The organism is Burkholderia sp. AU33423 (genome assembly GCF_002223135.1).
GTDB classification, from domain to species: domain Bacteria; phylum Pseudomonadota; class Gammaproteobacteria; order Burkholderiales; family Burkholderiaceae; genus Burkholderia; species Burkholderia lata_D.
Genome location: NZ_NKFH01000004.1, coordinates 1,270,280 through 1,284,116, shown reverse-complemented (window position 1 = coordinate 1,284,116; position 13,837 = coordinate 1,270,280). Strand labels below are relative to the sequence as shown.

16 protein-coding genes and 1 pseudogene are annotated in these 13,837 nt (G+C 67.1%); 6 read left to right on the top strand and 11 right to left on the bottom strand.

The window, feature by feature from the left end; all coding sequences use genetic code 11:
* Window positions 1-33: 33 nt before the first annotated feature.
* From CFB50_RS08735 to CFB50_RS08725, 3 genes are all read right to left on the bottom strand, one after another.
* Window positions 34-1,092: a permease gene (locus CFB50_RS08735; protein WP_089445569.1), complete on the bottom strand. Its 1,059-nt coding sequence runs from the start codon at window positions 1,090-1,092 to the stop codon at window positions 34-36.
* Complete coding sequence (mnmH, locus tag CFB50_RS08730) at window positions 1,089-2,216, bottom strand: tRNA 2-selenouridine(34) synthase MnmH (RefSeq protein ID WP_089445568.1); 1,128 nt, start codon at window positions 2,214-2,216, stop codon at window positions 1,089-1,091. Before mnmH ends, CFB50_RS08735 begins: the two co-directional genes overlap by 4 nt.
* Before the next feature lie 64 nt (window positions 2,217-2,280).
* Window positions 2,281-3,234 (bottom strand): LysR substrate-binding domain-containing protein, encoded by a 954-nt coding sequence (locus CFB50_RS08725; protein WP_089445567.1) that lies wholly within the window; start codon window positions 3,232-3,234, stop codon window positions 2,281-2,283.
* Between the two features lie 166 nt (window positions 3,235-3,400).
* Between CFB50_RS08725 and CFB50_RS08720 the strand changes: the two genes are divergently transcribed.
* Together CFB50_RS08720 and CFB50_RS08715 are read left to right on the top strand one after the other, a co-directional pair.
* Complete coding sequence (locus CFB50_RS08720) at window positions 3,401-4,822, top strand: M20 family metallopeptidase (protein WP_089445566.1); 1,422 nt, start codon at window positions 3,401-3,403, stop codon at window positions 4,820-4,822.
* Window positions 4,823-4,856: 34 nt separating this feature from the next.
* Window positions 4,857-6,143 carry an MFS transporter gene (locus CFB50_RS08715; RefSeq protein WP_089445565.1) on the top strand — a complete coding sequence of 429 codons (1,287 nt, stop codon included), beginning with the start codon at window positions 4,857-4,859 and terminating at the stop codon, window positions 6,141-6,143.
* Window positions 6,144-6,209: 66 nt separating this feature from the next.
* Here CFB50_RS08715 and CFB50_RS08710 read toward each other — a convergent pair whose 3' ends face one another.
* Entirely contained in the window at window positions 6,210-7,262 is a 1,053-nt protein-coding gene (locus CFB50_RS08710) for an NADP(H)-dependent aldo-keto reductase (protein WP_089445564.1), read from the bottom strand.
* A gap of 147 nt (window positions 7,263-7,409) precedes the next feature.
* Window positions 7,410-7,847: a PaaI family thioesterase gene (locus CFB50_RS08705; protein WP_069247883.1), complete on the bottom strand. Its 438-nt coding sequence runs from the start codon at window positions 7,845-7,847 to the stop codon at window positions 7,410-7,412.
* A 178-nt stretch (window positions 7,848-8,025) separates the two neighbouring features.
* Between CFB50_RS08705 and CFB50_RS08700 the strand changes: the two genes are divergently transcribed.
* A complete protein-coding gene (locus tag CFB50_RS08700) occupies window positions 8,026-8,514 on the top strand; it encodes a winged helix-turn-helix transcriptional regulator (protein ID WP_069247882.1) in 489 nt (162 codons plus the stop codon).
* A gap of 335 nt (window positions 8,515-8,849) precedes the next feature.
* A complete protein-coding gene (locus CFB50_RS08695) occupies window positions 8,850-9,473 on the top strand; it encodes a phospholipase D family nuclease (protein WP_089445563.1) in 624 nt (207 codons plus the stop codon).
* A gap of 107 nt (window positions 9,474-9,580) precedes the next feature.
* Here CFB50_RS08695 and CFB50_RS39925 read toward each other — a convergent pair whose 3' ends face one another.
* Window positions 9,581-9,808, bottom strand: a complete 228-nt coding sequence (locus CFB50_RS39925) for a hypothetical protein (RefSeq protein ID WP_089445562.1) — start codon at window positions 9,806-9,808, stop codon at window positions 9,581-9,583.
* 255 nt (window positions 9,809-10,063) lie between these two features.
* Here CFB50_RS39925 and CFB50_RS38630 point away from each other — a divergent pair.
* Window positions 10,064-10,216: pseudogene (locus CFB50_RS38630) on the top strand (GGDEF domain-containing protein); the annotation flags it as partial.
* Window positions 10,217-10,282: 66 nt separating this feature from the next.
* Here CFB50_RS38630 and CFB50_RS08680 read toward each other — a convergent pair.
* The 5 genes from CFB50_RS08680 to CFB50_RS08660 form a co-directional block, all read right to left on the bottom strand.
* Window positions 10,283-10,756 carry a VOC family protein gene (locus CFB50_RS08680; RefSeq protein ID WP_089445560.1) on the bottom strand — a complete coding sequence of 158 codons (474 nt, stop codon included), beginning with the start codon at window positions 10,754-10,756 and terminating at the stop codon, window positions 10,283-10,285.
* 155 nt (window positions 10,757-10,911) lie between these two features.
* Complete coding sequence (locus tag CFB50_RS08675) at window positions 10,912-11,454, bottom strand: aspartyl-tRNA synthetase (RefSeq protein ID WP_089446073.1); 543 nt, start codon at window positions 11,452-11,454, stop codon at window positions 10,912-10,914.
* A gap of 178 nt (window positions 11,455-11,632) precedes the next feature.
* On the bottom strand, window positions 11,633-11,875 hold the full coding sequence (locus CFB50_RS08670) for a hypothetical protein (protein ID WP_089446072.1): 243 nt from the start codon (window positions 11,873-11,875) through the stop codon (window positions 11,633-11,635).
* Between the two features lie 207 nt (window positions 11,876-12,082).
* Window positions 12,083-12,391 (bottom strand): phosphatidylserine/phosphatidylglycerophosphate/cardiolipin synthase, encoded by a 309-nt coding sequence (locus tag CFB50_RS08665; RefSeq protein WP_046546333.1) that lies wholly within the window; start codon window positions 12,389-12,391, stop codon window positions 12,083-12,085.
* Window positions 12,392-12,438: 47 nt separating this feature from the next.
* Window positions 12,439-12,822, bottom strand: a complete 384-nt coding sequence (locus tag CFB50_RS08660) for a VOC family protein (RefSeq protein WP_089445559.1) — start codon at window positions 12,820-12,822, stop codon at window positions 12,439-12,441.
* An 86-nt stretch (window positions 12,823-12,908) separates the two neighbouring features.
* On the opposite strand from CFB50_RS08660, the gene CFB50_RS08655 reads away from it, so the two are divergent.
* Window positions 12,909-13,652, top strand: a complete 744-nt coding sequence (locus tag CFB50_RS08655) for a DUF695 domain-containing protein (RefSeq protein WP_089445558.1) — start codon at window positions 12,909-12,911, stop codon at window positions 13,650-13,652.
* Window positions 13,653-13,837: the final 185 nt, after the last annotated feature.

Genomic DNA, 13,837 nt, shown 5'->3' with positions numbered 1-13,837 from the left:
CGGATGAATACGATTGCGCCCTGCTGGCGCGCGTCAGAACCCGAACGCGATCGCGAGCAGGCCGCTCGCGATCCCGAACACGACGACGAGCGTCGCGACGATCGCCAGCATGTACGGCTTGAACGAACGCGCGAGCATCGCGAGCGACGGCACGCTGATCGGCGGCAGCGTCATCAGCAGCGCGGCGGCCGGGCCGACGCCCATGCCGAGCGACAGCATCGCCTGGATGATCGGCACCTCGCCTGCCGTCGGGATCACGAACAGCATGCCCGCGACCGCGAACGCGACGATCCAGCCGAGATGATTGCCGATGTCCGGGCCGATATGCGGGAACAGCCACGCGCGCGCGGCGCCGAGCAGCAGCACGAGCACGATGTATTCGGGCACGAGCCGCACGGCCATGCGCGCGAGCAGCTTCATCCAGCGGACGAACGGATTGCCGGCCGCGGCCTGCTCGGCCGCCAGCGCGGCGAGCTGCGCATCGTCGATGCTGCGGTCTTCGGGGCGTGCGATACGGTTCAGCAGATAGCCGATCCCGAACACCATCGCGATGCCGAGCACGAGGCGCAGCGCACTCCAGTGCCAGCCGAGCACGAAGCCCATGAACACCAGCGCCGCCGGGTTCAGCACCGTGTTGCCGAGCCAGAACGCGACCGCGCCGCCCGGCGATGCATGGCGCGCACGCAGCCCCGCGACGACCGGCGCCGCGCAGCACGTGCACATCATGCCGGGCAGCGACAGCAGACCGCCCGCGGCGACGCTGCCGAACCCGGTACGGCCGAGCACGCGCGCGACCCAGTGCGCAGGCAGCAGTGCCTGCACGGCCGAACCGAGCAGCAGGCCCAGCACCATTGCCTGCCAGATCGCCTTGCCGTACGCCCACGCGTAGTCGAGCGCGGCCTTGAGCGACGGCTCGGGCGCGGCCGCCGACGTGCCCATCAGGATCGACTGGCCGATCGAATGGTGCTCGGCGGCAACGAACGCCTTGTTGTAGTACGGAAACCATTTCACATAGAACAGTCCCGCGACCGCGATCAGCAGGAAGGTCATCCAGCCGAGGGCCGGATTGGGTTGGGTGCGTGTGGTCGTCATCGTGTGGTCGTCGATTGGTTTTGATCAGTTTCGAATGTCGCGCCTGCAGCAAACGCGGCCGATGCGGGTAGCCCGGCCTGTGCGAGCTGGGCCAGCAGCGCACGCGCCTGCTCGCGCCCGTCGGCGGCGTTGGGCCGGAACGTGAACGTCAGCGCCCGGTTCGGCTTGTTGTATGCCGCGCGGTAGGTCCGTGCGTAGGCCGGATCGTAATGCTTGTCGATCAGTTCGGTGAACAGTTCGGCGCGTGCGTTCGCGTCGATCAGCGCCTTCCAGTGCGTCACCTGCTCGCGGCTGTGCAGGCCGATCAGCCGATGGAGCTGCGCCTTGAACGCCTCCGGTTCGTCGAACAGGTGCGCGTAATCGTCGAGGAGAAATGCGATGCGCTCGTCATGCGCTGCGTCGACATGCACCCACGGCCCTGCGTGAAACGCTTCGATCAACGCGATCGGCAACTGCACGAGCCCGATCCGGCGGCTTTCCGACTCGACGAACACCGGCCATTCGGGGTCAAAACGTCCAAGCGTTTCGACGAGCCCCGAATCGAACCCCTTCTGCGTCGGCTGCGGCTTGCCCGGCAGCGCGCCGAGCAGCGAACCGCGATGGCACGCCAGCGCCTCGAGATCGAGCGTCTGCGCGCCCACGTCGCGCAGTGCGTTCAGCAGGCGCGTCTTGCCGCAGCCCGTATGGCCGACGAGCGCGATGTAGCGAAAGCGCGTCGGCAGCGAGTCGAGCGTCGCGCACACCGACTGGCGGTACGCCTTGTAGCCGCCGTCGAGCTGGCGCGCCTTCCAGCCGATCAGGTTGAACCAGGTCGTCATCGAGCCCGAGCGCTTGCCGCCGCGCCAGCAGTAGATCAGCGGCCGCCAATTGCGCGGACGGTCGGCGAACGTCGTGTCGAGATGACGCGCGATGTTGCGCGCGACCATCGCCGCGCCGACCCGGGTCGCCTCGTACGGCGACACCTGGCGGTACATCGTACCGACGAGCACGCGCTCCTCGTTGCTGAGCACGGGCGCGTTCAGCGCGCCGGGAATATGGTCCTCGGCGAACTCGAGCGGCGTGCGCACGTCGATGATCTCGTCGAACTCGCCGGCGCGATCGAGGGTGACAATCAGGTTCTTCAATTTGGCGTCGAACAGGGGCGATGCGGCTCGATGAGCCGCATGGGCACGGAAGGCGGATTGACGATTATCTCACGGGCCGGCCTCTCGGGCCGCGCACGGCAGTCGGCGGCGCCGACGCGGCCTGCATCGCATCGATCAGATGGTCGCGGAATGCGCGAACCGACGCGGGCAGATCGCGCCCCGCCATCGTCTGCACCTGGATGCTGCGCTCGCGCAACTGCGGGTTCGTCACGGGCACGACGACGAAGCCGTCCGCGGCGCAGCGGTCACGCACCGACAGCAGGCCCGTGAACATCACCGCGCCCGTGCGCCGCGCGTAGCCGTACATCGCGGCCGTGTTGTTGCTCGTCAGTTCGGGCTCGAGCAGCAGCCCGTCGAGCGCGCACGCGATGTCGATCAGTTGGCGCACCGTCGTGCCGGCCTCAGGCAGCACGTGCGGGTAACGCGCGACATCGGCGAGCGACACGGCTTCCCGCGTCGCGAGCGGATGGTCGTGCCGCACCAGCGCGAAAATCGGCGCGCGCTCGGTGTGGTCGACGCGCACACCCTTCTCCGGCGCGAGGCTGAAGCTCAACGCGATGTCCACATCGCCGTCGCGCACACGCCGTGTCGCGTCCGCCGGCGACACCACCCATACGGAGAAATCGACACCCGGATGGCGCGCCTTGAAGCTGGCCAGCGTGCCGGGCAGGAAGTCGATCGCGAACCCTTCCGAGCACGCGATCTTCAGCAGGCTGCCGTGCAGCGCGTCGAGCCCGCCGATGTCCTTCATCACGTGCTCGGCCTCCAGCAGGCTGCGCTGCGCGAACGCCAGCAGCCGCTCACCGGCCTCCGACAGCGCCATCCCACGCGGCCGGCGCTCGAACAGCGGCGCGCCGAGCTCGCTCTCCAGTTTCGCGATCTGGCGGCTGATCGCGGATACGGCCACGTGCAGCCGCGCGGACGCGTCGCTGATCGAGCCGGTGCGCGCCACTTCGACGAAATACCGCAACGCCAGGCCATGCAGGAAAGCCGCCATCGTTCTGTCTCCGCCCGGCTGTCGGCCGCGCTGCTTTGCCTTTTCGGCAAAGAAAGGTTCGAAATTCGATCATTGTGACAAAAAAAACGGCTTCCTAGAATCGATCGCACTTCCCGCTGCATGCCCGATCCGGCGCGTGCAGCGAACCCGACAGAGGAGACCCGACTTGAGCCGTACCGCCGCCATCCAGCACGCGCTGAACCAGTTCGAATCCGGCGCGTTCTTCACGACCCTGAGCCGCCGCGTCGGCCTTCGCACCGAAAGCCAGGAAAGCGGCAACGGTGCCGCACTGCGCGCCTACCTGACCGACGAGATCGCCCCCGAAGCCGCGCGCCTCGGCTTCACGTCGCGGATTGTCGACAATCCCGTCGACGGCGGCGGCCCGTTCCTGCTCGCCTCGCGCCACGAAGACGACGCACTGCCGACCGTGCTGATCTACGGCCACGGCGACGTCGTGCGCGGCTACGACGCGCAGTGGCGCGCGCCGTTGTCGCCGTGGACGCTGACGGCCGACGGCGACCGCTGGTACGGCCGCGGCAGCGCCGACAACAAGGGGCAGCACACCATCAACCTGGCCGCGCTGGCGAGCGTGCTCGACGCGCGCGGCGGCCGGCTCGGCTTCAACGCGAAGCTGCTGATCGAGATGGGCGAGGAAACGGGTTCGCCGGGCCTCGACGCACTGTGCCGCCAGGAGCGCGACGCGCTCGCGGCCGACGTGCTGATCGCGTCGGACGGCCCGCGCATCGCCGCCGCGCGTCCGACGGTGTTCCTCGGCTCGCGCGGCTCGGTCAATTTCAAGCTGAGCCTGCGCGCCCGTGACGGCGCGCATCACTCCGGCAACTGGGGCGGGCTGCTGCGCAATCCGGCGATCGTGCTCGCGCACGCGCTCGCGAGCCTCGTCGACGCGCGCGGCGCGATTCGCGTCGCGGGGCTGCGTCCGCCGCCGATCCCGGCGGCCGTGCGCGATGCGCTCGCCGATCTTTCCGTCGGCGGCGGCCCCGGCGATCCGGCGCTCGACGCCGACTGGGGCGAGCCCGGCCTCACCGCGCCCGAGCGCGTGTTCGGCTGGAACACGTTCGAGATCCTCGCGTTCAAGGCCGGCAACCCCGAGCATCCCGTCAACGCGATCCCGCCCGCCGCTTACGCACACTGCCAGTTGCGCTTCGTCGTCGGCACCGACTGGGAGGCGCTGCACGCGCATCTGCGCACGCACCTCGACGCACACGGCTTCGCCGATATCGAGATCGACGTCGAACGCGGCGCACCGGCAACGCGCGTGCCGCCGGACGATCCGTGGGTGCGCTGGGCCGTCGCGTCGCTCGCGCGGACCACCGGCAAGAAGCCCGCGATCCTGCCGAATCTCGGCGGCACGCTGCCGAACGAAGTGTTCGCCGACACGCTCGGGCTGCCGACGCTGTGGGTGCCGCACTCGTACCCGGCGTGCTCGCAGCACGCACCGGACGAGCACCTGCTCGCGAGCGTCGTCAGCGAGGGGCTGCAGATGATGGCCGGCCTCTTCTGGGATCTCGGCGACGACGCGCCGACCGCTCGCCGCGCGGCGCCCGCCGCGGCCGGCGCCGCCCTGTAACGCGCTTCGCCCTTTTACGGGACCTGCACACACGATGAATACGACCACCCTGACCTCGCAGGAAGCCGCCCGCCCCAGCGCCGCGAAGATCCGGCGCATCATCTTCGCGGCGTCGATCGGCAACGCACTCGAATGGTTCGACCTGATCGTCTACGGCTTCTTCGCGGTGACGATCGCCAAGCTGTTCTTCCCCGCCACCAGCGAAGCGACGTCGCTGATGCTGACGCTCGGCACGTTCGGGCTGTCCTACCTGATCCGGCCGATCGGCGGCTTCGTGCTCGGCGCATACGCGGATCGCGCGGGCCGCAAGGCGTCGCTGCTGCTGTCGATCGCGATGATGATGGCCGGCACGCTGCTGATCGCACTGATGCCGACCTATGCATCGATCGGCCTGCTCGCGCCGCTCGGGATCATGCTGTCGCGGCTGATGCAGGGCTTTTCCGCGGGCGGCGAATTCGCGAGCTCGACCGCGTTCCTCGTCGAGCACGCCCCGCAGCGGCGCGGTTTCATGTCAAGCTGGCAGTTCGCGAGCCAGGGCCTCGCGACGCTGCTCGCATCGGGCTTCGGCGCGTTGCTGACCTCCACGCTGACGACCGCGCAACTCGAAAGCTGGGGCTGGCGCGTGCCGTTCCTGTTCGGGCTCGCGATCGGCCCGGTCGGGCTGTACATCCGCCGCTACGTCGACGAAGGCGTCGAGTTCAAGACGCAGGAACGCTCGGAAGCGCCGGTGCGCGAGCTGTTCGCGGAACAAAAAGTGCGGGTGCTGCTGTCGATCGGCGCGCTCGTGATCTCGACCGCGATCAACTACATGATCCTGTACATGCCGACCTATGCGATCAAGCAGCTCGGCCTGCCCGCATCGACGGGCTTCGCGGCCACGCTCGCGACCGGCTTCGTGCTCACGCTCGTCACGCCGGTCGTCGGCCACCTGTCCGATCGTACCGGGCGGATCCGCATGATGGCAGTCGCGGCGGTCCTGATGCTCGTCACCGTGTACCCGACGTTCGCGTGGCTCACGCGTCACGCGTCGTTCGCGACGATGCTCGCCGCCCTGGTCTGGATCGGTGCGCTGAAGGCGATGTACTGCGGCGCGCTGCCGGCGCTGATGGCCGAGCTGTTCCCGTCGCAGACCCGCGCAACGGGGCTCGCGGTCAGCTACAACACGGGTGTCACGCTGTTCGGCGGCTTCGCGCCGTTCGTCATCACCTGGCTGATCAGCGCGACCGGCAACCGGCTGTCGCCGGCGCTCTATCTGATGGGCTGCGCGCTGCTGAGCCTCGCCGCGCTGTTCGTCGCGCGCACACGGCTCAAGATGCGATGACGGAAGAAACGGCGGCGCAGCGGTGCGGCCCGCCGCGGCATCGCTGCCGTGCGGGCCGTGCGCCGTTTACGGCGCAGGGTTCGGCTGCAGCTCGTGCAGCGCGTCGATTTCGGCGAGGATCTCGTCGGACAGCTTCACGTCGACGCTGCCGATGTTCTCCTTCAACTGCTCGAGTGACGTCGCCCCGACCAGGTTGCTGCGCGTGAATGGGCGGCTGTTGACGAACGCCAGCGCGAGTTGCGCGGGCGACAGCCCGTGACGCCGTGCGAGCGCGACATAGCGCGACGTCGCCTCGACGGCCTGCGGCTTGCTGTAGCGCTGGAAGCGTTCGAACAACGTGATGCGTGCGCCGGCCGGACGCGCGCCGTTCTCGTACTTGCCGGACAGCCAGCCGAACGCGAGCGGCGAATACGCGAGCAGGCCGACGCCATCGCGATGCGTGAATTCCGACAGCCCGTTCTCGAACGTGCGGTTCAGCAGGCTGTACGGATTCTGGATGCTCGCGATGCGCGGCAGCCCGAGCTTCTCGGCCGCGCGCAGGAATTGCGCGACGCCCCACGGCGTTTCATTCGACACGCCGATCGCACGCACCTTGCCGGCCTTCACGAATTCCGCGAGCACGCCGAGGGTTTCCTCGATCGGCACCGTATAAGCGTCGTCGACCCATGGATAGGCAGGACGGCCGAACGTCGTCGTGCTGCGGTCGGGCCAGTGCAGCTGGTAGAGATCGACGTAGTCGGTCTGCAGGCGCTTGAGGCTGCCGTCGAGCGCTTCGGTCAGGTTCTTGCGGTCGAACTGGTTGCCTTCGCCGCGAATATGGCGCGGATTGTGCGGCTGCCGCGCCGGCCCGGCGATTTTCGTCGCGAGCACGATGCGCTCGCGCTGCGCGCGATGCTGCGCGAGCCAGGTGCCGATGTACGCCTCGGTGCGCCCCTGCGTATCGGGTTTCGGCGGCACCGGATACATCTCCGCGGCATCGATCAGCGTAACGCCCTGCCCGATCGCGTAGTCGATCTGCTCGTGCGCATCGCGCTCCGAATTCTGCTCGCCCCACGTCATCGTGCCCAGGCCGATCAGGCTGACCTCGATGCCCGAATCGCCAAGTGTGCGGTAATCCATGCTGTTCCTGTCGCGTCGGTGGAAAGCAGAAACGCTATCACATTGAAGCGACTGCTTCAGACAGGCGCCGCTTACGCTTACAGGCGGCCTTCGGCGCCGGCAACGAGGCTCACGCGCCGCCCCGAACGATGGCGCTGCCGCCCGCGGTTACTGCGGCCGCTGGATGAAGCAGGTTGCCGACGCATGCGCGACGATCTTGTCGTCCGCGGTCTTCAGCGTGCCCTCCGCGACGCCCAGCGAGCGCGACAGGTGAATCACGCGCCCTTCCGCGACCAGGTCGACGTCGCGCGGCACGGGCCGCAGCATCTTCACATGCAGATCGACCGTGCCGTAGCCGACGCCCGCATCCAGCATCGAATGCACCGCACATCCGGTGACCGAATCGAGCACTGTCGCGGCGAACCCGCCATGGACGCCACCAAGCGGATTCAGGTGCCGGTCGTCCGCCCGCGCCGAAAACTTCACATAGCCGAGCTCGACGTCGAGCGGACGCATCGGGATCGTCTCGGAAATCGACGCGAGCGGGGCATCGCCCGACACCGCCGCGCGCAGCAGATCGAGACCAGACAGGGAAAGCGGGTTCATCGGGTTGTCTCCGGGTTGAAAGCGCGTCGTCGCGCGAGTAAGTTCTAAATTGGAACTCAATATTGGCAACGACGGCGCCCGTTGTCAACGTGGCCGGGCCCGTTGAAACCGAAGACGGGTTCTATAATCGAACCCGCTATTTCGCCGAACCGCCGCAAAGGATGCAAGAGACTCGACGATGAAATGGGATGACATCGGCACGCTGAACTGTTCGGTCGCGCGTACGCTCGCCGTGCTCGGCGACCGCTGGACCATGCTGATCCTCCGCAACGCGTTCCTCGGCTGCCGCCGCTTCGACGCGTTCCAGGCCCAGCTTGGCCTCACGCGCCATGTGCTGGCCGAGCGGCTTGCGCGACTCGTTGACGAAGGCGTGCTGGTCAAGCGCGCGTACCAGGAGCGGCCGCCGCGGTTCGAATACCGGCTGACGGACAAGGGCCTCGACCTCTACCCGACCCTGCTCGCGCTGACTGCGTGGGGCGATCGCTGGAAAGACGACGGCCAGGGGCCGCCGGTGCAGTTGCGTCACCGCACGTGCGGCCATCTGATGCATGCGGTCACCGTATGCTCCGCGTGCGGCGAACCGCTCGACGCACGCGACGTGCAGCCGGAGCGTGGCCCCGGTTGGATCGCAGCCGAAGCAGCCGGGGCGCCCGCGGCCGAGGATTGATGCAGCGTCGCGCATCCGTGAGTGAACGTGTAACGCACACGGATCGTTAGTCGCACTCGTGCTGCTGTCGCGTGCCGCGTCGACCCTGCGCGGCTGCACTCGCGCAGCGCTTATACGCTGCCATTCCACCACCATCGCACGCGCAATCGCGCGCTGCTATCGCCCCCATCCGCGGATCAACCCGATCACGGGATCCCGCTCAACGCAACTTTGCGTCACCGCCTCTGCCATCGCGGTCATCGCGATGCGTCATCCCGTCTCATCCACACGTGACCGGGCCGCCACGTCTGCGTTACACTCACGGCCCGCTGTCTCGAAATTGTTCGCTGTCCAAGATGTTGTCGCGCAATCGCCTCGCCGCTGCCTGTCTCGCCGCCTCCCTGTTCGCCACTCCGTTCGCCGCCTTCGGCAAGACGCAAAGTGAATCGCTGCTCCAGCAGGCGATCGACTTTGTGTCGCGTTGGCTGCCGGCCCCCACTCACGAAGCACCCGCGACACAGGTCGTCGAATCGGCATTTTCGCCCGACGGCGGTGCCGAAGCGCTCGTGCTGAAAGCGATCGGCGCCGCGCGCAGCTCGATCCGCGTCGCCGCGTATTCGTTCACGTCGCCGCCCGTCACGCGCGCGCTGCTCGCGGCCAGGCGACGCGGCGTGAATGTCGCGGTGGTCGTCGACGACAAGGGCAATCGCGCAAAGAGCAGCAAGCAGGCGTTGAACCTGCTCGTCAACGCAGGTATCCCGACGCGCACGATCGATGCCTACGCGATCCATCACGACAAGTACCTCGTGATCGACGCCGAGCACGTCGAAACGGGCTCGTTCAACTACAGCGCATCGGCGGCCAGCCGCAATTCCGAGAACGTCGTCGTGGTGTGGAACAACCCGCAACTCGCGTCGCGTTATCTCACGCACTGGCAAAGCCGCTTCGACCAGGGCACGCCGTACCGCTCCAGCTACTGAGGCAGGCCGCACGGCGCGCGCCCCGTGTTCGATCCGCCGTGTTGCTGATAATCGGCGAGCGCGGCGCGAAGCGCAATTCAGCCGAATGGCCAGCGCGCCGCCACACATCAATGGATGTCGGGCGCCCGCCCGGTCGCCGCACCGGCCTGCGCCGTCGGCGCACAGCGATTCGCCTGTCCGCTCGCGCCGCTTGCCGGAGACGTCGGCAAGCCGCTGACGCCGCCCGGCAGCGCGCTGCTCACGCAAACGACGCCGAACGCCAGCGTGTTCTGAACCATCGGATAAAGAAGATATAGCGCAAACGCGAGATAACCCGCGTAGAGAAATCGAACCATGGTGCGATGGGGAGCGATGAACGAATGGACTCACCCTGTTTTACGGCACTGCGCCGGGCACCTTGAGGTATCGTGCTTCCGATTGCGCATCGGGGCGAAATGCGTGCCCATGACGCTCACTTCTCACCTCATCTGCATCGATTCGTGTCGGGCCAAAATCACCGGTCGGCGGATTGGCAACGTGGCGATGCGCCGAACAATGCGCGATACGGTCCGACATACGATCCGGTAAGCGGCCTCGCAGCCGGGACAAATGACGCGGCCGACGCACGCGGCTATGACATCCGGTTCAGCGTCGGGCATGTCGACTACGATCCCGCGCACCATCGCGACGTGGCCGGCCTGCTCGCCTCGGCCGATCAACGGATGTACGAGGACAAGCAGCGCGGCAAGACGGCCGGCACGTAAGCGCGGGCGGACCGGGCGCAGGCGCCTGCCGCCGCCCTGCCGCTCGACTGCGATTGCGTGGTTGCGTCAGCTTCCGCACGGCGGCGCGCTGGCCATGGCCTCCGCGATCTGCTCAGGCGTCAGGTCGCGCTGGTGCGTCGCGAGCGACCAGCGATGGCCGAACGGATCCTCGACCTGTCCGTAGCGATCGCCCCAGAACATGTCGGCAGCCGGAATCGTGACCGTCGCGCCGGCCGCGACCGCCTTCGCGATCGCCGCGTCGGTGTCCGGCACGTACAGGTGCAGGCAGACCGGCGTGCCTTTCAGTGCCTTCGGCCCGAACGCGCCGTGCTCGGGCATTTCATCCACCAGCATCAGTGTCGAATCGCCAATCACGAGACACGCGTGCGCGAGCCGGCCGTCGGGCATCGCCAGGCGAAACTGTTCGCTCGCATTGAACGCGCGCTTGTAGAAGTCGATGGCTGCTGTTGCGCCGGCGCAGATCAGGTGCGGCGTCAGGGTGCGCATCCCTTCCGGGATCGGTTTGACGGACGTGGACATGTGTGTCGCTCCTTCGGTCGGTTGTCGTATCGGAATCGGGACGGACGCGCGATGCGCACGCCTCCGATGCTACGACGGACGAACCCGGCGGAAATCGACACGGCGCCTGACATTTTTTTCCCGGGTATCGGCGCGCGGCTTCCCCGCATCGGGCGTCATCGGCCCGGTCGGTCGGCCTCGTTGTCCGGTATGCCGAACTGCCGGCGGCATGCCTCCAGCAATCCGGCCACCGCATCGAGCGGCAGATCGGCAAACCGGGCGATCGGCAGCATCACGCCACCCGGTACCTTGTTGCGCGATGAAAGCGCCGAAAACTGGTAGCCGATGTAGCGATTTCCGGCGACGCTGATGATCCTGAATTCGGTGACGTCACGCCACGGCGTGACGGGTTGCTCGCGCAAAGCCCCGATCAGCCTGAAGCCCGTTTCGTCGACATGCAGCGCCATCCTGCGCCGCGACGACACGAAGAAGGCGGCCCCCGCCAGCGCCAGCAACAAGGCCAGCGCCGCCACCGGCCAGAGCGCCGGAGCAGCTGCATAACCGCACAGGCTCGCCACGGCCAGCACCGCACACACGATCGCCCTTCTTTTCAGGCTCCGGCCGTCGACTGCCAGCGTCATCGGCAACTGGCCGACGACAGTTTCCGCAACGGGATCGACGTGCCAGCCGGAATCGGCGGTCTCGCTTTCGTCGTTCATCGCGCGATCACTCACATCGACGACAACCGGCTCATCGAGGCCGGACACCCTATCGACGCGCCGGGACACGCGGCCTGCCGACAGGAAATGGTCGGGATCGACGAAGGCAAGCATCGACGCACGACAATGCGCCTTCGTCCGTGCGGCACGGGCCACGCTCCGTCGGCATCGGTCATGTTCAGTTGCACACCTTGACGGTGCCGTTGGTCGTGCATTGACCAATAGCCCAGTGGCTCTGCCCTGCCAGATGAGGTGCCTGGCCGACGCCACGGATCGGCTCGGACTGCGACGATGCCGGAACGGCCGCGGCGGCCGACGCGGTGTCGGGTGACGGTAGCGGAGGCGGCTCGGGCGCGGTCTGGCAAGCCGACAGCGCCAGACAAAGCACGGATGCCAACAGGGCGATGAGCGGTCTGGACATGATCTCGTACGCGTTTGCGATATTCGCTTCCGTTAACGGCTCGATGAAGGTCCCGTGGCCCGTCGAACCGTTCAGCGCAACCGGCAACGCAGCAGGTGACGATCGTCCAATACTACTCCCCGCGATCGACGTCGTACTAACGGCCGTTCGGCCAGGTGCCGGCATCGATGCGATGGCGCCCGCTATCGCTGACGCATGCCGCGCCGGTCAGATTTGCGGCAGGTCGCGCAGCGTCCGCGACTCGTTCGTTGCATCGATGTCGAGCTCGATGCCTTCCGATGCATCGCGATACAGCACACGTTTCAGCCTGGGCCCGATCGCGGTGGCGTCCGATGCCGAGAAGATTGCACGGACATCGTTTCCGGACGCGAGCGCGCGCGCCACGTCCGCCACCGGCGCCTCGCTTGGTGTCGCCGCCCACGACCGATCGGCCGGATTCACGGCCGCCCAGCGCACGTGCGTCACGCGCGCGCTGAGCGGATCGATTCGCACGCCATTCACCGCAAACATCGACATCGGCATCTCCTTCGAATTTTTTTGCGGCCCGCCGTACCGATGCACGGTCACGGACGGCCCCAGATCTCGCAGACGTTTCCCGCCGGATCGGCCACGGAAATCGCGATCGTGCCGTCGCCGTAGTCCCATTCGTTCAGGATACTGACGCGACTCGACTCAAGTCGCGCAACGGCTTCCGAGACATGCGCCACTTCGATGGCCAGCGCAATGCCATGGCCGGTCGGACGAAACTCCGGGTACGGAAACTTGCCACCGCTGCCCGTATGGATGGTCAGCGTCGCCCCATCCACGACAAAGCGATGCCACGGATTCCCCGCAGCCGACACGCCTTCGGAATGCACGGGCAACGCGAGCGCCAAACGATAAAAATCCACCACCGCCCGGAAGCGATCGTCTTCGACCGGCACCAGGATGCCCAGACTCGCGATCATGCGCGCTTCTCCGGTCAACGCGATTTTCGATGATACATTGGGACGCTTTACAACCGTCAACAGACAATCGTGCACGGGAGAAACACATGACCGACGCCTGGGGAACCTTCCCTGCCAGAATGGGCGACCATCAGGCTTTCATCAGCTTCAACCACAGCTTTGCGGAAATCGCCGAAGGCGATCCGCGCACGTCGCTGCTCAGCGTGCGCGTCCCCTTTGCGCATCCGTCGCCGGAAGGCCTGCCCACCGGCGACGAATTCGCCGGTCTCGCGCAGATCGAGGATCTGCTCGACGCCACGATCACCGCGAAAGGTGGCGTGCAGGTTGGCCGCGTCACCGTCGACGGCCACCGGGATTTCCTTTTCTACGTGCCGTTCGACGAAGAGGCCGCGGCGGAGATCGTCGACGCGCTGGCCGATCAGACGACCTACGCACTGCAGTACGCGCACCAGGACGATCCGGACAAGGAAGCGTACTGGCAGACGCTCTATCCGACCGACGACGACTGGCTGATCATGCGCGACATGCGCGTGCTGGATGAATTGCGGAAGAAAGGCGACGCCAGCGAGGTAAGCCGGCGCGTGATGCACTGGGCGTACTTCCCCGACCCGAGCGACGCGCATCAGTTCGCGGATTGGGCCGAATCGAAAGGCTATCCGGTCGAATCGGTTGCGCCCACCGAGGACGGCAAGTCGGCAGTCCGGTTTTCGCATGAAGGCACCATGGCGCTGGCCGACATCACGCGTCATACGATCGCGATCAACCACGAAGTGCGTGCCCTCGGAGGGGATTACGACGGATGGGAAACCAGCGTCGAACAGGCTGACTGAGCGGGTCGACCTGCCCGCTGTGCGACACGTGATGCAACGCATCCGGCGCAAAAAATATCCCGGCGGCATGCTTGCGCGCCGCCGGGACCAAGGCATCACCGGCCGAAACCGGCGATGGGCCTGAGGGTTCGCCCAGGCACGAGGAAAGCGATTCGTGCGGATCAGGCGAACGGATGCCGGGGCGC

Excerpts from the sequence above, each read along its gene's own strand:
- CFB50_RS39925 (WP_089445562.1), bottom strand. The coding sequence starts at position 9,808 with ATGGTTCGATTTCTCTACGCGGGTTATCTCGCGTTTGCGCTATATCTT.
- CFB50_RS08705 (WP_069247883.1), bottom strand. The coding sequence starts at position 7,847 with ATGAACCCGCTTTCCCTGTCTGGTCTCGATCTGCTGCGCGCGGCGGTG.
- CFB50_RS08735 (WP_089445569.1), bottom strand. The coding sequence starts at position 1,092 with ATGACGACCACACGCACCCAACCCAATCCGGCCCTCGGCTGGATGACC.
- CFB50_RS08710 (WP_089445564.1), bottom strand. The coding sequence starts at position 7,262 with ATGGATTACCGCACACTTGGCGATTCGGGCATCGAGGTCAGCCTGATC.
- CFB50_RS08700 (WP_069247882.1), top strand. The coding sequence starts at position 8,026 with ATGAAATGGGATGACATCGGCACGCTGAACTGTTCGGTCGCGCGTACG.
- CFB50_RS08670 (WP_089446072.1), bottom strand. The coding sequence starts at position 11,875 with ATGTCCAGACCGCTCATCGCCCTGTTGGCATCCGTGCTTTGTCTGGCG.
- CFB50_RS08725 (WP_089445567.1), bottom strand. The coding sequence starts at position 3,234 with ATGGCGGCTTTCCTGCATGGCCTGGCGTTGCGGTATTTCGTCGAAGTG.
- CFB50_RS08715 (WP_089445565.1), top strand. The coding sequence starts at position 4,857 with ATGAATACGACCACCCTGACCTCGCAGGAAGCCGCCCGCCCCAGCGCC.
- CFB50_RS08665 (WP_046546333.1), bottom strand. The coding sequence starts at position 12,391 with ATGTCGATGTTTGCGGTGAATGGCGTGCGAATCGATCCGCTCAGCGCG.
- CFB50_RS08675 (WP_089446073.1), bottom strand. The coding sequence starts at position 11,454 with ATGAACGACGAAAGCGAGACCGCCGATTCCGGCTGGCACGTCGATCCC.
- CFB50_RS08660 (WP_089445559.1), bottom strand. The coding sequence starts at position 12,822 with ATGATCGCGAGTCTGGGCATCCTGGTGCCGGTCGAAGACGATCGCTTC.
- CFB50_RS08655 (WP_089445558.1), top strand. The coding sequence starts at position 12,909 with ATGACCGACGCCTGGGGAACCTTCCCTGCCAGAATGGGCGACCATCAG.
- CFB50_RS08680 (WP_089445560.1), bottom strand. The coding sequence starts at position 10,756 with ATGTCCACGTCCGTCAAACCGATCCCGGAAGGGATGCGCACCCTGACG.
- CFB50_RS08695 (WP_089445563.1), top strand. The coding sequence starts at position 8,850 with ATGTTGTCGCGCAATCGCCTCGCCGCTGCCTGTCTCGCCGCCTCCCTG.